Origin of the sequence: Pararhodonellum marinum (assembly GCF_015354735.1) — a bacterium.
GTDB classification, from domain to species: domain Bacteria; phylum Bacteroidota; class Bacteroidia; order Cytophagales; family Cyclobacteriaceae; genus Pararhodonellum; species Pararhodonellum marinum.
In genome coordinates, this window is sequence record NZ_JACEFJ010000001.1 from 670,082 (window position 1) to 692,025 (window position 21,944).

Consider the following 21,944-nt stretch of genomic DNA (forward strand, 5'->3'; position numbering starts at 1 on the left):
TCGTACTGCAAATTTATTAGGCCAAATGTTGATTCAACTGGAAAAGTGGTTTTTTGATCACCCCTTAATACCAGATTTCAGATGAGTCGAATTTTGAACTTTGTATGCTTACACCTAGATACACTGTTTTTTCGAATAGGGCCGTTCAATTTATAGTTGCTTGATTTAAATATTTAAATTAGGATTACATGAAAACACTTGTACCAAAATTGCTGCTTTTGATGATAGGTCTGGTACTTCATCAAACCATTTTCGCAGCAAGCTATTACTTTTCAGATCTATCAGGTAATGATTCCAGATCTGCAGCCGAGGCCCAGAACCCTGATACCCCTTGGAAATCCATTGATAAATTGAATGCCATTTTCAATAGCCTTCAACCAGGGGATCAAATATTGTTTAAGAGAGGGGAGACCTTTTATGGCTCGATCCGAATGAGTAAATCCGGAACCAATGGAGCGCCTATCGTTTTCTCCGCTTATGGATCAGGGGCAAAACCCATCATAACTTCCCTTGTCAAGCTGGGAGATTGGAAATCTATGGGCAATAATATTTTTGAAAGTACAGATCCCCGATTGGGAAATGATGTGACCGTGTTGGTGTTTAATGGAAAGCCCCAGGAAATGGGCAGATTCCCTAATGCTAAAACTGGTCAAAATGGTTACGTAACCATTAAAGCCAGAAACGGGAATACGTCCGTAACCAGTGATGAATTATCCGGAGCTCCCAATGTCACCGGCGGTGAGGTGGTCATCCGAAAGAACCATTGGGTCATAGACCGACACCAGATAACTTCTCATGCAGGCAATACCATCAATTATGGCGGAGGAGGCAGCAATTACCAGCCTGCCAATAACTTTGGGTTTTTTGTCCAAAACCACTTCAATACCTTGGATATTCAGGGAGAGTGGTATTATAACCCAAACGGAAAAAGGATGAATGTCCATTTTGGTGGTACTACTCCCAATAACGCAGATGTAAGGGTCAGTACATTGGAAAACCTTGTGAGCAATACCGGAAATGTAAGTAATGTTGTATTTGAAAATCTGGAGTTTCGAGGAGCCAATAGAAATGCTTTTTACCTGACTAATACAACAAGAATCGCCATCAAAAACTGTGACATTCATTTCTCAGGGCAGCATGCCATCCATTCAATTGTCAGCAACGAAATGCAAGTTGAAAACAATGTGATCACTCATTCTTATAATGGTGGATTGTTTCTTCAGTACAACGACGTCAATACCCGAATTAGAGGCAATAAGTTTGACCAGACTTACATGTTCCAAGGCATGGGAAGGAGCGGAGATTTAAATGGAAATGCCATTTATGCCCATGCTGATTCACACAATCACCTGATTGAATTCAATGAATTTACCCAATCAGGTTATCAGGCCATTTATTTTGGAGGCAACAATACCATAGTAAGAAACAATTTTGTGGACGGATTTTGCTTGGTCAAAGATGACGGAGCGGGTATTTATACCTACACCGGCAACAGCAACACCAATTATACCAATAGGGAAATCTCCTACAATATTGTTGTAAACGGTCCGGGGGCAGTAGCAGGCACACCTTATTATTTCAATGGAAGACCAGGTCAGGCAGAAGGGATTTATTTGGACGACAATTCCTCCGGAATCAACATCTTCAGAAATTCCATTGCCAATGTAGCCAATCATGGGATTTTCATTCACAACGCACGGAATTTGGATATTTATGACAACACTTTTTATAATGCCAACTACCAAGTTGCCTTTGCCCATGATAATCTTGGCAATCCCATACGAAATGTAACCGTTAGGGATAATGTGTTTTTTGCGAAATTGGCGTCCCAAAACCTACTTTTTAAAAGAACCAATAAGGATGATATGTTTCAGATGGGCAACTTGGATCGAAATAGGTATGTTAGGCCTTTTGATGATGGTGTCAGCATCGTAAATTCCCGAAATACAGGCGGTTCATGGGTTACCCAATCCTATGACCTGGAAGGTTGGAAAAAAGCCTCGGGTAAAGACCAGAATTCCAAAGGAAGCCCAGTTATCCTTACTCCCTATGAAATTAAGAAGATCACAGGAAACAATCAATTTGCCAATGGGACCTTTAATGCAAATTTGAATGGCTCCTATTGTTATTCCCCTCAGAATAATTGTAAAACTACTTGGCTAAACGGTAAACTGGACGGAGGAGCGATTCAAGTAGAGAGTCCGAACACCACCAACGTCATCATTGGGGTAGGTGCTGTCAATAAATCAAAGCATTATGTTTTGAAGCTTTCTGCCATGTCTAATAAAAACGCCAATATCCAGGTTTTTCTCAGGCAAAGTAACGCGCCTTATGCTGCTTTAACCCCTGTTTCAAATCTTAAACTGGATACCAAACGCCAAGAACTCGAGACTGTTCTTTCCTTTCCCAATACAGAAGCCAATGCGAGCATTGTGTTTTTGACTAATGACCCTGGTCTTACGTATTGGATGGACAACATTGAATTGAGAGAGGTAGATGCGGCTTTAAAGAATCCGGATGACTATTTTCTCTTTGAGTACAACAAAACTGGTTCGGATAAATCAGTTGGTTTGAATGGAGCGTATGTGGATGCTTTTAACAATTCCTATTCAGGATCTGTCACCATCAAGCCTTTTCAATCCGTTTTATTGATCAGAACTTCACAAGAACCGGGCGAAGACGAGGCGCCCTTACCCTCGGTGGAAATTACCTCACCCCAAAACAAATCTGATTTTGATCTTGCTGAGCTTATTGATATTACTGTGGATATCAAAAATGATAATGGCAAAATACAGAAAATAGATTACTTCACCGATGCGAAACTGATTGGTACTGTAAATAGCAAACCTTATAATTTCACATGGAAGAATGCCACTAGCGGGGTTCATTTTTTGATAGCAAAAGCGACTTTAGAGGGAGGAAAAACAGTAGAATCTGAACCTGTGGAAATCTATGTGCAGGAAGAGATTATTGATATTGTGTTGTTTAAAGTTAACCTAAGTGCTTTGCCTGCTGATGGGGGAACTGTAGCAACCAATCCGGGCCCGACTGAAGTGGAAGCAGGTCAAAAAGTTAAAGTTGTCGCTGATTCCAAACCCGGTTATGCATTTGAACATTGGACGGTAGATGGTTCAAAAGTGAGTGAACAGAAAATCTATGAGTTTACCATGCCGAGCAATGATATCTCGCTGACGGCTGTTTTCAGACCATTGATTGCCCCAACGATTCAAATCACCTCCCCTGACCAAAATGCGGTGTTTGAAAGTGGAACACCGATCGTCATCAAGGTGATAGCAGAAGATGAAGATGGCAAAGTTTCTAAAGTGGATTTTTTCAGAGACAATACCTTAATAGGCTCATCCAATAATAGTCCATTTGATTTTGAGTGGAAAAATGCTCCAAATGGTAAATTTGCTTTGACAGCCAAAGCCATGGATGATGATGGATTGGTTACTACATCCAATCAGGTGGAAATAGAAATAAACGGGACCAATATAGCTCCGGAGGTAAGCATCACATCACCTGTCCATCTTTCGGATTTTGAACAAAATGCTGACATCGAGATCAAAGTGGATGCTTCTGATCCGGATGGGGAAGTGACCCAAGTGGAATTTTATCGAGGCAATACCCTCCTCGGAACGGTCAGCAGCAAGCCTTACACCTATGTTTGGAAAAACGTACCCGCAGGTGACCATGCTTTGACAGCCAAGGCTTTTGATGACAAAGGGCTGAGTAAAGTATCTGAAGCCGTACAGATCAAAGTCAATGGACCCAATCAGGCTCCCGCGGTCAAAATCACTTCGCCGGCCAACTTGGCCAGATTCGCTCAAAACGCGGATATCGAAATCAAAGTGGATGCCTCTGATCCGGATGGGGAAGTGACCAAAGTGGAATTTTATAGCGGCAATACCCTCCTCGGAACGGTCAGCAGCAAGCCTTACACTTATGTTTGGAAAAACGTACCCGCAGGTGACCATGCTTTGACAGCCAAGGCTTTTGATGACAAAGGGCTGAGAAAAATATCTGAAGCCGTACAGATCAAAGTCAATGGACCCAATCAGGCTCCCGCGGTCAAGATCACTTCGCCGGCCAACTTGGCCAGTTTCGCTCAAAACGCGGATATCGAAATCAAAGTGGATGCCTCTGATCCGGATGGGGAAGTGACCAAAGTGGAATTTTATAGCGGCAATACCCTCCTCGGAACGGTCAGCAGCAAGCCTTACACCTATGTTTGGAAAAACGTACCCACAGGTGACCATGCTTTGACAGCCAAGGCCTTTGATGACAAAGGGCTGAGTAAAATATCTGAAGCCGTACAGATCAAAGTCAATGGACCCAATCAGGCTCCCGTGGTCAAGATCACTTCGCCGGCCAACTTGGCCAGTTTCGCTCAAAACGCGGATATCGAAATCAAAGTGGACGCCTCTGATCCGGATGGGGAGGTAGCTAAAGTAGAATTTTACAGAGGGAATACACTTCTTGGGACTGTCAGCAATAAGCCCTTTACCTTTGTATGGAAAAATGTACCGGCAGGCAATTACTCATTGTCAGCCAAAGCTTTTGATGATAAAGGGCTAAGTAGAACATCGACTGTAATAAACATAGTTGTAAATGCTGCAAATGTGGCACCTTCAATTCAAATCATATCCCCCACCAATCTCATGCAGTTTCAAGCCCCTACCGATGTGGAAATAAAAGTGGAGGCCAATGATTCAGATGGAAAAGTGAGTAAAGTGGAGTTTTTTAGGGGGAACACCCTTTTGGGCACATCGTCCAACGAACCCTTCACCTTCGTTTGGAAAGATGCACCTGTTGGTTCCCATTCTTTGACAGCCAAAGCCACTGATGACAAAGGTTTGAGCAAAAGTTCTACTGTCGTCAACATCACTGTGGTGGCTGCTGAAGAAATTATTCCTCCTTCAGTGCCTCAGACACCTCAGGTGATTGAGAATGAGCCTCCCTTGATCTGGTTTACAGCACCTGGCAATGAGGATGAGTTTGAAGCCGGAACCAATGTTACCTTAGAAGTGGAGGCATTTGATCCCGATGGAGAAGTGGTAAAGGTAGATTATTACTTTGGTGATCAATTCCTGGGAAGTAATGGAATAGCTCCCTTCGAATTTGTCTGGGAAGATATTCCGGTAGGGACCCATTCAGTCACCGCTATAGCAACGGACAATGACGGAGCAGAAACCAAATCTGAAGCGTTGATTATTCATGGTTTGGAAAAGGAAGCTCTCATTGTAATAAAAATAGGACCCAATCCGGCTGAGAATGAGTTAAAAGTGTTTATCGAGGGATTGCCGGAGGATCAGGAAATGGAGGTTTATGTTATTTCCTTGCAGGGAAATATTGAAATCAGCTTTGACGCCAACACGACTGATACGGTGTTGCCTATAGATATCCGAAGACTAAAGCCCGGGGCTTATGTACTGCGGTTGGTATCGGGAGATTTTAATTTTAGTACGAAGTTTATTAAAAAGCGGTAGCTAAAACTTGTAGCGCGGTGTGAAGGGGAGAGGCCGTGCCGCCCCTTTCACACTGCCCTTTAAAAATGAAGAATCATGTGGCAATCTACATTTTCTGAATACGGACATTGTAAAATGGAACATTTGCCGGCTAAGTATCGGAAAATCGCAAACCATTTAATCATACGCCCATAATTAAAAAGCTGCTAAAACACCTACACTGCGTTTACCCGAAAGTTCGTGCATTTCTCCATTGACTTCCTGAAAAAAAACCAAGCCAAGTAAAATCAAAAAGACGGAAGCATCAGTTTCAGCATATGGCCTTGGTATAGTAATGGTTCCCAATGCAGATAATGGGACAGATAGTAACTGGGTCTGACCCTTCAGATCCATGGTTTGGCCAGACATTTTTTGTTCATCATAAATGACTGAAACCATATCCAATCGGAAATGACTGGCACCTTCCGGAACCGAACGAGGATTCAAAGACTGCATCCCGGAAAAGTCTACGTTCACATCTTGATGAGATGAATTTATATTTGGAAAGGCCTTAAGTTGACTTTTTATCCTGGTTGGCTCAAAATCAAATCCCTCCAAAAGGGATAAGTCACCTACACTGATTTTCCTTTCTCCATAGACACTTTGGCTGTCTGTCTGTAACACACGTTGTAGTTGTGCCGTTAACTTCCCGTGCAAACCGTGGTGTTTTCCCGGATTCATCAATCCCTTTGCAGCATGCACCACTTGAGACGCCACTTTTGAGGCATGTCCAAACTCAGCACTGACTCTTCTTGAGTTCTCAAAGGCCTTCCCTTTTTTTAGCTTAGCTTTACTTGGTGCTCCTTTACTGCGAACATAGTATTTGCCTTTCATTTTGTAGAAGATCATATTGCCAATGGTCCCTTCCAATTGTAAACCTCCTGATTGCCTAGCCATAACTGCTTGTTTTTTTATGTTTAAGATAAGCAATATAGCAAATTGATCGCTATTAATAGGAATTTAACTCCGTATATAGTCGGTATTAACTCCGTATATACTCCCTATTAATTTTACCTACCAAATATAAATTTGAACCTTAAGAAGGTTTCTTCTAGCAATTAGTCTTAACTATAAAGAGAATGAGCCTTCTGATTTCTTTGAGCCTTACACAAAACCAAGGTAAGGATTTCCGAAAACAAAGTTATCCCAAATCATTTTTTGAAGAATGGCTGGAAAGGGTGATCAAACAACATCCTTCATGATTACCCAATTATCATTTGGTAGGATTTGGACAGGTATCAGACCATTAGCAATGGGTGGCTGCTGCTGATCTATTGTTTGGAACTAGGAGGATTTGAATTCTTCACAGTATTTTAATTCTCTGAGTCTCGAAAATTAACTTGAAAAAGTGAAGGAATTTAAAAGCGGGATTAAATTTACATGTATGTAAGCAATGATGCCAGTAAAATGGTAATTCAATAAAATTCTCGACTTTAAATTCTTTGTTTACAACAAAAAAAATTAATAAAAAAGGAGGCCTTTCATTGTCAAGACCTCCATTTTTTCTAGATATTGTATGAAGAGCTTAATGGGAAATCTGTTTTTCTTTTTTGAGTAGCCTTTTAATGACCTCTCCCAAGTGATTGGCAAAATTTTGTGAGTTGTATTTTTCTCTGAATAAATTGTATGCATTTGCCCCCATTTTTTTAAGTGCTACTTCGTCATTTGCTACGCTTGAAATAGCTTTCACCCACCCTTCAACATCACCTTCTTTGATAAATTTCCCAATCCCTTCTTTTTCAAGGTCAATGTCAATGTTTTTGTTGGCAGTCATAAAAACAGGTTTCCCCATAGCCATACCTTCTACTAAGCTTGTCAATCCTACAGTACTTTCTTGAACCATTTTATAGGATACCAATATTGCCCTTGAATTATTGTATTCCTCCAATAATTGAGCATTGGTTAAATTCCCATCTGAAATCACGGTCACATTGCTGGGTATTTCTACAGTTGGAATGTTTTTAGGGGTACAATAAATTTTCAAAGGAAAATCAATATGCCTGAAAGCTTCTACCAAAGTGTCAAAATCCCGAGCAGTTTGACCATTGGTGATAAAAAATTGAGTTTCTTTCGGCGATTTAGCAGGGATGAATTTTTCATAAAATTCTACATCTGCTCCCCATATGATATGCTCAGCTTTGTTATCAAGAAATTCCTTGTCCAGATTTAAGTTATCTGATACTGACTTCATGATATTTTTGCTTAAAAACAAAGTGGCATCATATGATTGAAAAAGTTTTTTTCCAATTTTCCTGACCAAACCCTTATTGGAATCGCTACCGATCAAAGGATAATGTATGCTTATAATTACAGGTTTTGAAATGAGCTTAAAGTATTTTAATAGTAAAAATAACTTGGTGGTGGCTGCACCATAGGGACCATACACAATATCTACTTTATTAATATGCTGTAGCGCTCTAATCTGAAGGTCCAAACGACTTATATTGAAAAAATCACCAATTTTATCAACCCATTTATATTTAGAAAACGGGATAAACACGTATTCGAACTCACCGGTTCGTTCCAATTCTATTTTACCCCAAAGTTGTTGACTAGGTGTCAATCCCTTTTCCCAATTCTCATAATATTTTTCCAATGGATAATCATTGATAGCCAGTACTTTTATGCTCATTTCTTTTAAGTTTATGGTTAAAAAAACCCTATTTAGGTAAAATGTTTGTTTTATTCCGATATAAATTAATAATAATTAATTGATTACCATGAAGATATCTAAACTTTAAGTCATATAATCCCAAGTCCTTGTTTCATATTTTCCGTTCCAAAAGCTAAGAGCCAACTTTGCCAGAGGATTGGTATGGACTTTGGGAAGTTTTGAGATCGTTTGAAGGCATCTAGACACTTCACTACCCATATGGTTGTAATTCATCTCGGAAATAAGTTCAAAGGATCTTTTGCCCCAGGCTATTTTTTGCACGTCCTTGAGTGCTATAAATTCTGAAATTGCATTTGCTATTTCATCCACCCGGTAAGGATCAAAATGAATTCCATTTTCTCCTGATATTACAAGATTGTGAGCAGCATTGGCTTTTTTGCTTATTAAAATGGGCAAACTAGTTGCCATCGCTTCATTGATAACCAATCCCCAACTTTCAGATAGACTTGGTAAGATAAATGCTTTGGATTTATGAAGTAAATCAGCTATTTCATCACTGTTTTTCTTCCCCAGGAATTGGATGTCCTTCAAATGAAGGGCTTTCGCCAAAGCCAAAAGACTTTCATTTTCAAACCCGTCACCAACCAAAACAAGAGAATATCCTAAGTTTTTAGATTCTATCAATTTCCATGCTTTCAGTAGTCTGCTCAAATTCTTTACAGGAACCTGCCTTGCTACACAAATTAGCCAATTTTCTTTTTCATCCCATTCCAACTTTTTCACGAAGAAATCATTGTCCACACAATTAAAACCATAGAAGAATCGATTGCGATCTATGCCCAGTGAGGTATATTCTTTATCATACCAAGGGGTTGGCAGCAAGTAGGCATCTGCTTGCTCTATAAATCTTTTTTTAACAAAAGAAACCAAAAAATTGCGCTTGATTGAGGAATGAGTGGTATCATCAAAAAAAGCAATTTTTTTCTGGCGTTTTTTTGCCCACCGCAAGCCCAGGGCACCTGATTTGAATACTATTGGGCCTGTGATAAGCAGTTCAGGTTGCAATTTGTCCAAAGTAGAAAATATCTTGGCTCGAATAACTGCATTTGAAAGCATTTTAGGATCATCTTCTGGAAAAAGACAATTCCACCATTCTTCATGAATAACAGTAGTATCAAAATCATAAGGGGAGCCTTTACCAAATATTTCAATGACCTGGAAATCAATCTCTTGGTCTTCAAAATATTTCTTCAAAAAATAAAGGCGTCCTCTCCAATAACTTCTTAAATCAGTATGCATCCAGACTACTTTTTTCATTTATTTTAGGTGTATGATGGGTTTTCAAGTTTAACCATTTGACATATGGTGCTATTTTTATTGGGATAGTAAGGTCATATCTTGCATAAAATCTGACTTTTCCCAAGCGTCTATCAAGTTTCCTTTTTCATCATGGTCTGGGTGAACCATGATCTCTACCCTTTTTTCCTCTAGTTTTGCTTTTCTGTCAATCCATGAACTTATCGTTTCAAAATAATCACTAAAAGCAACTTTGTTTTTTTTCATTACTCCATTAATGAATTGACGGTAAGCGAATTTTAAGCTGTTGCCTTCGTTGAAACTTTGTGCCAATCTCAATTTTATTTTTTCCCTTTTGGCGATTTTTAAGAATATTGGAAACAGTGTTGGCCATGTATGTAGGTGGTGGTGTGCATTGATGTGTTTGGGTTGAAAAAGATGGAGTTGCATTTTGTTTAACTGGGCATAGATTTCGGTTTCTATGTCTTTTTGAATATCAGTCTGAAAAGTTTTTACATTCCAGAATTTTTCTGAATTCCAACAGCCATTCTCCTTGAGATAGGGTTGATGGTTGAAATTGGATATGGGCTTTCCATCCATTAAATCAACATGAAGTCCTATTTCATCAAAATTCATCTCTTTTAGACGATCCACCGCTTCTTGAAAACCTGGAGTATTTACCATTAATGAGGCGCTGTTAATGAATCCCTTTTCATAGCTACTCAAAATAGCTTCATTTACCCGACTATTTTGCCCAAGGTCATCCGCATTAACAACCAAGTTTCGAGGTATGGTCATCTTTGCTACTTTAAACTTTTTTAAATTTATCGTAAACAGTGGGGGCCAAGGTTTTTAACCAAAGCTTGAAGGTGGATGAAGGGATGTCTTTAGGAAAATGCGTTTTGATATAATACAAATATTCCTTGTAGGCAAGTCCCTTAGGGTTGTTTAAATAGGCCAGCCTTTCTTTCAATGAAGTTTGAGGTGATTTCCAATTGTTTCCATGATCGTTGGTACAAGTGCCGTGGATACCTGGTGAAGAAACCACATTAAAGCCGGCTTTTTTTGCCCTCAAGGTATAATCAAAATCCGCCAACATATGGGTGAATTTTTCTGATAGTATGCCGATTTTACTTACGATTTCCTTGGGTACCAGCATGAAATTGGCACAGCCCAAATCACAGTCCACATTGTGTTTTTCATCATGGATCAAGTAAAATTGGGGTTTACCCTCTTTATGCAGCTTGTGGCCACCATAAGATACCTGCCCTGTTTTTGGGTCAATCGTGGCTCCGACGCTTATGGTGGCAATTTGTGTTTTATCCAGGTGATTTTTATTGTCCCTAAGGATCCTTTCCACAGAATTGGGATACAGAAATGTATCGTCATTGACCAAAAGAAAAAAGTCAGGATCACATTCCAAAGCTTTGGTCCAGGTATTCCTCATTCCACCGGCCCAAAACAAGCTGCCTGTTCCATCAAAGAGGTGAACTTGTGGAAATTGGGATTTTACTGCTTCTGCGGTACCATCCGTAGAATGATCATCCGTCAGGAATATTTCCAGTTCAACGTTTTCTGGCAGAATCTGTCCTACCAATGTTTCAAGACATTTCAGGGTCTTGTTTTTTCTGTTAAAAGAGGCGATGAGTACGGCGATTTTCATATTAAGCGGCATTTTCAAGAATTTTAGTTTCTTCTTTACCCAAATAATCAGCGGTAAATATAAATATGAGACAAAAAGGCAAGGCGATGATGGTTTCTCCGAAATGGACGACGAAAAACACCATCAACCCATAAAAAACTGTTTCAGAAGTCGGTAGGTATATGCGTAAGGTTTTCGCATAGCGGAAAAAGACAAAGACAAGCCCCACCAAACCAAATTTGGCACAAAAATCAATCAGACCGTTTGAAAGGTAAACCCTTTCCAGATCGACACCATATTTTTCACTTGTCATTTTGGAGTAACCATTGCTTACTCCTACCCAAAGTTTATTTCCAAAATTATCGATGATAAAGGCCATGCTGGCAAAGCGGTTGAGCCGCATGTAGTCATCATACTCATCATAATATTCCACTGCAAAGGCAAATTCATCCTGATCCTTCAAAAATGCCATGTCTTGCTCATAGGTCTCTTTTATTTTCTCTGACATGAATGGAATATAAGCAGCACCTGTCATGGCCAGGATCAAAATGAGCACAAAGGCTGCATTTACTTTTCCTCCTCTTACCCTGTAAAACATAAATAATAATACCATAAATGCCAGATAGGCTGTGGTGGATATGGTAGTTAGTATGGCAAAAGTGAGGATCCATGCAGTCCTGTCATATTGAAAATCATTTTTGAAAAAATGCAGCATCAAGATAATGACAGCAAAAGACCCAAAAACTCCAGGTTCCCAGGCAAATCCTGAATTCCTGTATTGGTGCAGGTAATCAAAAGTATAAAGCAAAAAATTGGTATATTCAGCCGGATGCTCATAATAAGGAAGTATTCCTTGTACCGTCCTGCCTATATTGGCTAACAAACCAGCTCCACCAGCAAGTTGAATGACGTAAAACCCAAGGGAAAGAATGGCCAAATGAGTAAAAACCTTGATCAGATAATTCATCAGTTCTTCTTTCATATAGGCACAGTAGACAAAGCTGAGCATCAAATATTTGAATAAGAAGAAAATATCACTGATAAGAAATTCTTTGGGAAAGTTATTTATGACGAGATGTCTGGAAAAGACAAACCCTAAATAAATCAAAGAAAATGTCCCGATGATAATCAGGTCTCTTTTGTAGAATCTCAGGTTATATATGCCCAACAGGATTAAACTGGCGATAAAAACACCCCAAACAACATCATAATTATTCAAAAAATTTGATTTTGCTGTGATCAACAGAAAAAATAGCGTGTATATGTAGTAGATTTTCTTCATAGCAATTTATTTATTCCAAATGCCAACTGCACTTTGGTTGATTATTTTTTCTGACTGTATCCCAAAAAGGATGGACATGACCAAAAAGATGGCTGTATTGGCACTGATTACACCTGGTAATCCATACATTTTGCCCAAACAAATAGAAAGAGGGATATTAATGACGGCACTGACCACGATGGTAATCAGTTGCATCCGTAACTTCCCAACCCCATTGATCAGCACAATGTGGATGACATGCCAAACATACACCATGTAATAGCATGCAAAAGAGATAGAAAGTGCCCAGCTTACGGAAACCGCATCCCCAACCCAAATTTCAAAGACTTTGCCAGATACTGCCAATAAAAGCACACTCAGGAGTACAAAGCCCAAACCCATTTTTCTCAACATATTGATGGTGGCCCTCATCCAAGCATAATCCTGTTTCGCATACGCATCAGTGAAAGCACTCCAGTAAGGGGTGAGGATAATGGTAAAGATGGTAAAGCCGGCGGTATAGTATTTATAAGCCACATTAAATTCTGTGACATATTCAGGCCCAAGGATGTTGGTGATGATGATGTTGTCTGTCTGGTAAAGTGCCAAGGCACCTATTTGGATCAAGAAAAAGATGCCCCCAAGGTTGAACAAATCCTTTCCATGTCCCATTTCAACATGCTGGATTTTGGGAGCGAAGCTTTTCAGCAAAGTGGCAAAATAATACATATTGGCAAGGAAAAGAACCACAACAGGTAGTCCCGCTAATACCAATACCGCTGTAATCAGATTGCCCGGTCCTTGAAGGGAAAGCACATAAATACAGATCAGGGAGAGTAGCTGACCCAATAATGTAATCAAATTGGTCTTATAGGGTTGATGGGTTGCTGTCAATACTGTATTGATGGTCTGAAGGAAAAACTGTAAACAAAAACAAATCAATATGATCAAAACAGCTGGCCACACCAAATCACGGTATACTTCCGGTGCATTGATAATACTGGCCCAGTCTATCCAAATCCCCGCTGTGTAAACCAATCCAAAAATACCTAGCGCAATCATAAAAAGTATGGCATAGGTGGTGCTTACATATTTGCTGCTGTTGCTGTGGTCATTCATGGCAAGCGCATGGGCGAGTTTGTTTCTCAAACCATTGCCCATCCCTAAATCAAAGGTGCTCATCCATGCGATGATTGAACTGATGGTAATCCAAAGGCCGTATTGTACATTGCCCACGTATTGTATGGTCACCGGCACCAGCAGCAAGGAGGTGAGGATACTACCGCCTCGGATAAAGAATGAAAGGAATATATTCTTTTTTATGGATTGATTCCTTTCATTTCCTCGGGTGAAATAGTCCAAAACCTTTTTGAAGCGGTTTTGCAATGTACTCGGCATGGGCTTTTTTATTTGTGTCTTGATCATTTGCTTGAAATCAGACTAAAAATTCGTGGTAACTTGAAGTTGCTCCTCAATAGGTTAAAAAGTAGGAACAGTTAGCTGCTGTTCCTACTTTGAGGGTTTTTAATAATATCCGTAGCCAAAACCTTCTTTTTTGTCCAGTTTTAAATCATTCAAAACCAACAAGGGTTGATTCAGCTTTTCCTGAAGCTGAATGTCATTGATGATGTTCAACTGGTTCTTTTTGGTATAGTTATACCGTATCACATAAGCCGAGGTATGGGCAAAAGGTGCCAACGACAAGCAGTCTGCCACAAGGCCCACCGGGGCCGTATCAATGATCACATGATCAAATTCAGCCTCTAAAGCTTCAATAAGTTCTTTCACCCTGATACTGCTCATGATATCCGATGGATTTTCCGGAATGGTTCCAGGTCCTATGGCATAGAGGTTTTCTGTAATTTGGGGGGACTTGATGATGGATTGGATGGTCAGGTTGGGATTCTGAAGGTATTCCGTAATACCGGCTGCCCCATTCAATCCTATCGCCTTACCCAATGCTGGTTTCCTGAGGTCAAAGTCCAAAACGACAACCTTTCTACCGGTTAAAGCCAAACTGACCGCAAGATTGATGCTGAAGAACGTTTTGCCTTCACCTGACATGCCTGAGGTGACCAGGATGGTTTTGTTTTTGCCATTGGTCAGGTACATGATGTTGTTACGGATCAAGCGGAATTGTTCAGCGGTAGGTGTCTTGCTACTTTTATCTATGGCTACTACCTTACCGTCTTCATTTCTGCTGATTTCTCCCAAAATGGGTATGGAAGTCATGTCTTCCACATCTTCTCTTTCCGTGATGTATTTATTGAGAGACTCCTTGCCTACAATAAAGCCTATCGGAAGAAACAAACCAGCTAAAATCGCAATCAACATGGTATTGATCGGATTTGGGTTGGTAGGCTTCAAGGATGAAGAAGGGGGGTCTATCACTTTACTGTTGGCTACCGTAGTAGTAGCCAGAGAAAGGGAGGCTTCCTCCTTTTTTTGAAGTAAGTAAAGATAATGCTCCTGCTTGATGCTTTTTTGTCGGTTGATTTCCAGCAATTCCCTTTCAATGCCGGGAAGTCTTTGGATTCTACTGCTGACCTGATTGCTGCTGGCTTGCAGGTTTCTACGGGAAATTTCCAATTGGCCTTTGATGTTCCTCAGGTTTTCCAGTATGTTGGATTTGAGCGCATCCAATTGGCTGTTCATGTTGAGGATAACCGGATTACTCGGCTGGTAATTTCTCAACAGCCTTACCCGCTCTCTTTGGGTTTCATTGAACCTATCAATCAAGGCAGATAGGGTAGGGTCCTGAATGATCAATGAACTGGGGACCACATCGTAATTGTTGTTGCCTTGTGCAATCAGATAGCTTTCAATAGAAGACAAGACCTCAATTTGGTTGGAAAGTTCTGAAGTTCTGTTTCGATAATCTGTGGTGTTTTCCAGATACTGCTGCGCATCCAGGTTGATGTCCGTGACATTATTGGCCCTTTTGAATTCCTCTACATACTTTTCAGTGTCTTCCAATTCTTTGGTGACAAGTCCTAGCCGCTCATCGATAAAGGAAATTGTATTTAGCGCTACCTCGTTTTTCTCTTCAATGGCTTCTTGGTTGTAGGCCTTGATGACTTCATTCAGGATGTCCATGCCTTTTTTGGGACTGGAAGCCAGAAACGCCATCGATACGGTACTCGCTTTTTTGCTTGAAACTTCCACCTCCAATTTCTTAAGCATATTTTCGGTATGGACTTGAGGATTATGGAAGATTATGGTCAACTCCTTGGGAACATCAGCAAGGCTACTGACCTTGTCCTCCTTTTTATTGACCATGAAAACACCAAATTCATTCTCGATTTTTTGGCCATAACTGAATTCATTTTTAGACCCTTCTTTATCTTTTAGGGTGAAAGTAGTTTCATTGAGGGCGTTAAAAGTGTATTCTATGCCACGAGCACTACTTTCCAAATCAAGGTTTTCGAAAGTGACTGTAAATGGCAATTCTGCGCCATACAGTTCTTTCTTCTTAAACCCGTCCTTTTGATACACTGAGGTAAACAGGGAAAGATTAGACAATACCTTTCTCATTAATTTTTTGGAAGCAATTACTTCTACTTCATCTTCAATATTGGCAGTACCCTTAAAGCTTTCCAAGTCGCTATAAATGGCGTTACTGGCATAATCTGATCCTTTCTCTTTGTCCTTGATCAAGATCGTACTTTCTATGGTATACTCAGGAGAAGCTAAAAACAAATAGCCTAGGCCCGCTAACACAGCCAGCACAAAACCGGCTACAAAAATTTTCCAGTTTTTGGAAATGTATTTGGAAAGGTCATTGAAGGCCAATGGTTTTTCCTGATTTTGATTTTTTCCGTTATTTTTCATGATTGATAAGTCTTAATTCCCAAAAATGTTGGCAAAATTCCAAATTAAAGGGGTGATGATAGATACAGCCAAGGCCAAAAGTGTCAGATTTCTTTCATTGGTGGTGGCTTTTACCGCTTTCATTCTGTGGGGTTCCACATAGATCATGTCATTTTGCTGCAGGTAATAGTAAGGGGAACCCAGTACATCGTTGTCATTCAGGTTCAACCTGATTTTGGTTCGGATGCCATCTCTCTCCCTGATCAACAGGACATTTTCCCTTTGTCCAAATTCTGTCATGTCTCCAGCCATACCCAATGCCTCAAAAATATTGATCTGAGCGGTGGGTACCGTAAAAGTGTTGGGGTTGTTCACTTCCCCAATTACTGTAACCTTAAAATTCAAAAAGCGAATATCCACAATGGGATCTTTGATAAATTCCTCAGCCATTTCCGTCACTTTTTCTATGGCTTCTTCCTTGTTAAGACCAGCCAAGGCTACTTTGCCCAAAACAGGCATGTTGACCTGCCCTTGGCGGTTAACCAGAAATCCTTCCACCTCTTCATTGTAAAAAAGATTTTTATTGGGCGCATTCACGGGCCCAAATCCCTGCGTGACACTGCTTGTTTCCGGCTGCAGGCTGACAATGGATACCTGTAAAACATCGCCAGGTTGTATCCTTGGATCCATTTCTCCTTTAATAGGCATTGAACCCTCCAAAGCTGAACCCTCCGGTTCACTCAAATAAACCAGATTCCTTTTCGCGCAGGAACCCATTACCAACAAAAGTACAAAATAAAGTAATACCCTTTTCATATGCTTAAAGTTAAATCAATAATTTATGGTTTGTAAATCACTGTAAATGAATAATTTATTTAAACTGGTTTTAAAAATATCTTTTGGGTTTAACATAAAGTACCAATAAATAAAAGAATTGCAATTGAGCCAAACAAGGCATAATATCTCCAAACACCTATCTCAAATCCCTTTCCCATCTTTAGAAAAATCTGTAAATGATATAAAACTTCTTTTTTTATCTATAAAACAAAAACATGTATGTAAAAAACATTTTTTCAAATGTATGCGTAATAAAAATAAATTCCAAACATTTTTAAAATAAATAAATTAACGGAATCCTTCCAAAGCTTAAAAGTTAATTTTACATTTTGGTTTTTTTTTGGTTCATTTGGGGTAAAATATTCATTTTCAGTAAAATGGTTAGGGATTTAATCTGATTTAAAAATTTTTCGGAATACCCTGCGCCTATCGTCACTGAAATGCAATGGTCACTGTTTAAGTAACTTAACATTTGTGCTTTGTAAAAGGTATTATTTAGACTCAGATTAAAATCTATTAATTCGGATGAAAAAAACGATCAAAAATGTAATCATGACACTTGGCTTGCCCATCACATTTTTATCTGCAAGCTGGATGAAGTTTATTGTAAAGGGTAAACCCTTTTCACCCAATGACAGGATTTTTATGAAAGTTGGTGTATTGCCGGTTTTGGATCATTATTACCAACCCCTGGTGAATCCCAAAAAGCATTTGAAAAACCCTTTGAATGAAGCCAGGAATTTACCAGGAATTGATTGGAATGAAAAAGCTCAATTGGAATTGTTAAATAGCTTTGACCAAGCTGTGGAATTGGATCAATTTCCTTTAGAAAAGCAAAAGGATTTTGGTTATTATTACAACAATGGCATGTATGAATCCGGTGATGCCGAATACTTCTACAGTTTAATTCGGACCATCAAGCCTAGGAAAATCATTGAAATAGGAAGCGGTCATTCTACCTTGATGGCCATCAACGCGATTAAAGCCAACAAACATGAAGATCCAAATTATACCTGTAAGCATATCTGTATTGAGCCCTATGAACAACCTTGGCTTTCGACCTTGGACATTGAGCTTATTCGAAAACGGGTAGAGGACATACCTACGGAGCAATTTAAAATATTGGAAGAGAATGATATTTTATTTATCGATTCATCCCATATCATCAGACCACAAGGGGATGTGTTGTATGAATTTTTGGAAATTATTCCATCATTGAATTCCGGTGTATTTGTACATATACATGATATCCTTTCGCCAAATGATTATTTGCAAAAATGGGTTATAGAAGAACACCGCTTATGGAATGAACAATACCTTTTGGAAGCTTTTTTGTCTTTTAATAGCGACTTCGAAATAGTAGGTGCCCTAAATTATTTGATGCACAAGCACAAAGAGTTGGTTTATGAGAAGTTTCCAAAATTGAAACTACAAAAGCCAGAAGAAAGAGGAGCATTTTGGATAAGAAGGAAGTGACGTGTTTTTAGTTCCTAAATCCATTTTTTATTCGCTTTACGGCCAAATTTTTTTGGTGTGAAGGCGGCTTCTATTACTATTAAAGCTGTTTGATTTTGCCGCTCAATCAAATGGAATATCCAGCTTTCTACGTGTACATCACATTTTTTTAAAAGCTACAAGGCACTTAATTGCAAACAGTCGTACTCATCAACTGAATATTTGCAACTGAATACAGCAATAGTGTTTCATATGATTTTTTTATGGATATATGATTATCAATCAGTAGCTGAAATTCATTGCTAAAAGCATAGGCAAGCCTTTCTCAGGTGGACAAATTGAATTGCACTATATAATTTGCGAAGAAGCGATAAATCAAAACATTCTTAAAGTAGATAAATAATTAAAAAAATTATATAAATAATACAAAAATAAACATATAAATATAAAAAATTGGATTACATATAAATAAAAATGCTTTTCAATGTAAAAAATAAATCATTAATATTTGGAAAATCTAAACTTTATGCTACTTTTACTTCAAGTTTTAATTTTGTGTTTCCATATAATTTTACAATCATCTATTAATTTTTAATTATGAAAAGAATTTTAGTCAGTGGAGGTTCAGGTTTTTTGGGATCTCACCTTTGCGAAAAACTACTGAAAGAAGGAAATGAAGTCTTGTGTGTAGATAACCTGTTTACAGGTAGAAAATCCAACATCCATCATTTATTGTCCCACAAAAACTTTGAATTTCTTAGACATGATATCACGCACCCCTTGTATGCGGAGGTAGATGAAATCTATAATCTGGCCTGTCCCGCAAGTCCGCTTCATTATCAGTTTGATCCCATACAAACCACCAAAACCAGTGTCATGGGGGCCATCAACATGTTGGGACTGGCCAAAAGATTGAAAATAAAGGTATTGCAGGCCAGTACTTCCGAAGTCTATGGAGATCCGGAAATCAACCCCCAACCTGAATCCTACAAAGGTTGCGTCAACCCCATCGGCATCCGGGCATGTTATGACGAGGGCAAAAGGGTGGCGGAGACCTTGTTTTTTGATTACCACAGGCAGCACCAAGTCAAAATTAAGGTCATCAGGATTTTTAATACCTATGGACCAAGGATGCAGCCCAATGATGGGAGAGTGGTGAGTAATTTTATTCTTCAGGCGCTGAAAGGAGAGGACCTTACTATTTTTGGAGAGGGGACACAATCCAGGAGCTTTTGTTATGTGGATGACCTGATAGACGGGATGTACCGGTTGATGAACTCCAATGAGCATTTAACCGGGCCTGTCAATATTGGGAATCCCAATGAAATGACCATGTTGGAGTTGGCTGAAAAAATCATCTTGATGACGGGCAGCAGGAGCAAGCTCCGTTTTTTGCCATTGCCTCAGGACGATCCACTTCAAAGGAGGCCGGACATTTCCCAAGCCAAAAGAGAATTGGACTGGGAACCCAAAACCCACCTGGACCAAGGATTGGAAAAAACCATCCAATATTTCGAGAAAGTTTTGACTAAAGAAGTGGTATTGGTTTGAATACAGTGGTTATCCGCTTCTTTGCCACTAACCCAATGTGCTACTTCAAAAGGGTTGGGAGTTGGAAGTCCGAAGTTGGAAGTTGAAGATTGACGATGCCTGAAATCCACTGACCATTTTTGGTAACTGTGCACTTTGTATATTGCATAGATTACATCTGGATTCTGAAGCTTTTGTTTGGCTTTAAAATGATGGGGCTCGATGCCCCACCGTTTTAATTGCGTCGATTGACTCTGTCATCTTCGCTTCTGTTTGGCTTCTTGAATGTAACCATTTTTTTTCAAACATCTCAGGCGTCATTCTCCCCAACGCTGAATGAGGTTTTGATGAGTATCCTCAATTTTACACGCAGAAGAATTTATTTGATGTAAAACCTCCTCGTTCAGTCTGCCATTATCAGACAGTCTTGCTTTGGTAAAATAATTAATCCGTTTAACATTCCGAATAATCAGATTAATCTAAAATGGAGATTATTTTATGGTACTAAACCCCAAAAAAACTTTGCGCCTTTGAGAGAATTGTAAAGATGTGATAGCTCATATCCATGAATATCCAATTCATATCGCTCAATATCACCTGGGGACGACATAAAATGGGATATTGTGTGAGGCGACATTTCCATTGCCGTCAAAAACAAAAGCGAACAAGCGGTAATCCCCCTCTTCTTGAGGGGCTTTGAAATTCAAGGTGGCTTCATCCATTGTTTCCATTAGGTATTTCATGTTGTAGGAAAAAGCTCCTTTTTCATAAAAGCTTTGCTCCTCAGGTCTTAATTCCCAACGAAAAGTCAATTGATCCCCTTCAGGATCGGAAGCGAAAATGGTGGCGGTATAGATGGAATCAGCAAAAAGAACCATGTTTTCAAGTTCAGGCTGACCTTGAATAGCGATTTGTTCAATCCTAGGTGCCCAATTGCCAGGTGCTTCCCCTGACCAAGCGGTCCTTAAGAAATTAACAGATTCGGTTTCAAATCCTTCTTCAGAAAACATACTGAACCAGGTATGGGTGATTTCTTGCTTGTGGCCCCAATAAAAAGCATAATTACCCAAAAAAAGCAGGCTGTCTTGGTGCATCATTTTCCAATACTCCCGCATTCTATCAGTTTTGGATTTATTGTCCAATTCCAACGGAGCACCCCAGTCTGTGTCTTTGGATTCCCAATGCCCAGGAGGGCCCCATTCTGAAAGGATGTACGCCTTTCCCCATCCCTTTTTGCCATAGATCTTGCCTTCCTCATAGATATTGGGCAATTTATCAAAAGCATTGTAACCCAAGATGTCCACATGGGTGAGTACATGGCTAAAAGAGGCGAATCGGTTGGGATTAGTAGGCGGGTTTACAGCGGTCATCACTGGGTGATTGGGATCGATTTCTTTGACCATTTTGGCAACCCGGTTGATGGCATGGTATATCAATGGCCTTTTTCCCCCGCCCTGAAGTTCCACTTCATTGCCCACCCCCCACATCAAAAGGGCAGGATGATCCTTGTATTTTTCTATAACAGGTCGAAGGGCTTCTACCTGTTCGTTTATTTTCCAGATATTCCAGTAATTGAAATCCTTTCCCCAATAAGGCCTGCCGATTTCCAGACCGAGGGTAACGGTTAAACCGTATTGATGGGCTTCGTCCAAAATTTCCTGCGCATCATGAAGGCTCCAGGTACGAATGGAATTCCCTCCATAGGCCGCTATCCGGTCCATATGTTCGTACCCACTTGCTCCTTTGATAAAAAAAGGGGCTCCATGTCTGAAAAGTTGGGCCTTACCATCTATATACCTGACTTCGACCGTACGCTCTCTTTGAAAAGGTTCTGGCTTCTGGCAAGCAGAAATGCACATGAACCAAAAAAGAAATACAAGATTGATATTTCTTTTTCTATTAAAATAGTTTATTACTTTGAGCCAAATAGTTATCATTTTTATTTAAAATAGTAATTTTTTAAGGTGAAAATCAGCATAAAAAGAATAGCAA

At 39.6% G+C, this 21,944-nt stretch carries 13 protein-coding genes; 3 read left to right on the forward strand and 10 right to left on the reverse strand.

Annotated features, from left to right (window positions below; genetic code table 11):
* Positions 1-188: 188 nt before the first annotated feature.
* Positions 189-5,489 carry an Ig-like domain-containing protein gene (locus H1A14_RS02875; RefSeq protein ID WP_194774680.1) on the forward strand — a complete coding sequence of 1,767 codons (5,301 nt, stop codon included), beginning with the start codon at positions 189-191 and terminating at the stop codon, positions 5,487-5,489.
* Between the two features lie 174 nt (positions 5,490-5,663).
* On the opposite strand, the gene H1A14_RS02880 is transcribed toward H1A14_RS02875, so the two are convergent.
* The 9 genes from H1A14_RS02880 to H1A14_RS02920 all read right to left on the reverse strand — a co-directional run bounded on the left by H1A14_RS02880 (position 5,664) and on the right by H1A14_RS02920 (position 16,946).
* Entirely contained in the window at positions 5,664-6,404 is a 741-nt protein-coding gene (locus tag H1A14_RS02880; RefSeq protein ID WP_194774681.1) for a hypothetical protein, read from the reverse strand.
* Positions 6,405-7,032: 628 nt separating this feature from the next.
* Complete coding sequence (locus H1A14_RS02885) at positions 7,033-8,007, reverse strand: glycosyltransferase family protein (protein ID WP_194774682.1); 975 nt, start codon at positions 8,005-8,007, stop codon at positions 7,033-7,035.
* A 237-nt stretch (positions 8,008-8,244) separates the two neighbouring features.
* The gene (locus tag H1A14_RS02890; RefSeq protein WP_194774683.1) at positions 8,245-9,438 is read right to left on the reverse strand and encodes a glycosyltransferase family 4 protein; all 1,194 of its coding nucleotides are present in this window, start codon (positions 9,436-9,438) and stop codon (positions 8,245-8,247) included.
* 57 nt (positions 9,439-9,495) lie between these two features.
* Positions 9,496-10,215, reverse strand: a complete 720-nt coding sequence (locus tag H1A14_RS02895; RefSeq protein WP_194774684.1) for a carbohydrate deacetylase — start codon at positions 10,213-10,215, stop codon at positions 9,496-9,498.
* A 10-nt stretch (positions 10,216-10,225) separates the two neighbouring features.
* A complete protein-coding gene (locus tag H1A14_RS02900) occupies positions 10,226-11,080 on the reverse strand; it encodes a glycosyltransferase family 2 protein (RefSeq protein WP_194774685.1) in 855 nt (284 codons plus the stop codon).
* Between the two features lies 1 nt (position 11,081).
* Positions 11,082-12,341 (reverse strand): O-antigen ligase family protein, encoded by a 1,260-nt coding sequence (locus tag H1A14_RS02905; RefSeq protein ID WP_194774686.1) that lies wholly within the window; start codon positions 12,339-12,341, stop codon positions 11,082-11,084.
* A gap of 6 nt (positions 12,342-12,347) precedes the next feature.
* Positions 12,348-13,718 carry a lipopolysaccharide biosynthesis protein gene (locus H1A14_RS02910; protein WP_194774687.1) on the reverse strand — a complete coding sequence of 457 codons (1,371 nt, stop codon included), beginning with the start codon at positions 13,716-13,718 and terminating at the stop codon, positions 12,348-12,350.
* A 126-nt stretch (positions 13,719-13,844) separates the two neighbouring features.
* Positions 13,845-16,151 (reverse strand): GumC family protein, encoded by a 2,307-nt coding sequence (locus H1A14_RS02915; protein WP_194774688.1) that lies wholly within the window; start codon positions 16,149-16,151, stop codon positions 13,845-13,847.
* Positions 16,152-16,163: 12 nt separating this feature from the next.
* Positions 16,164-16,946 carry a polysaccharide biosynthesis/export family protein gene (locus H1A14_RS02920; protein ID WP_194774689.1) on the reverse strand — a complete coding sequence of 261 codons (783 nt, stop codon included), beginning with the start codon at positions 16,944-16,946 and terminating at the stop codon, positions 16,164-16,166.
* Positions 16,947-17,492: 546 nt separating this feature from the next.
* On the opposite strand from H1A14_RS02920, the gene H1A14_RS02925 reads away from it, so the two are divergent.
* The gene (locus H1A14_RS02925) at positions 17,493-18,443 is read left to right on the forward strand and encodes a class I SAM-dependent methyltransferase (RefSeq protein ID WP_194774690.1); all 951 of its coding nucleotides are present in this window, start codon (positions 17,493-17,495) and stop codon (positions 18,441-18,443) included.
* 576 nt (positions 18,444-19,019) lie between these two features.
* Positions 19,020-19,973: a UDP-glucuronic acid decarboxylase family protein gene (locus H1A14_RS02930; RefSeq protein ID WP_194774691.1), complete on the forward strand. Its 954-nt coding sequence runs from the start codon at positions 19,020-19,022 to the stop codon at positions 19,971-19,973.
* A 572-nt stretch (positions 19,974-20,545) separates the two neighbouring features.
* On the opposite strand, the gene H1A14_RS02935 is transcribed toward H1A14_RS02930, so the two are convergent.
* Positions 20,546-21,889, reverse strand: coding sequence for a DUF4434 domain-containing protein (locus H1A14_RS02935; RefSeq protein WP_194774692.1), 1,344 nt, complete (start codon positions 21,887-21,889; stop codon positions 20,546-20,548).
* Positions 21,890-21,944 lie beyond the last annotated feature (55 nt).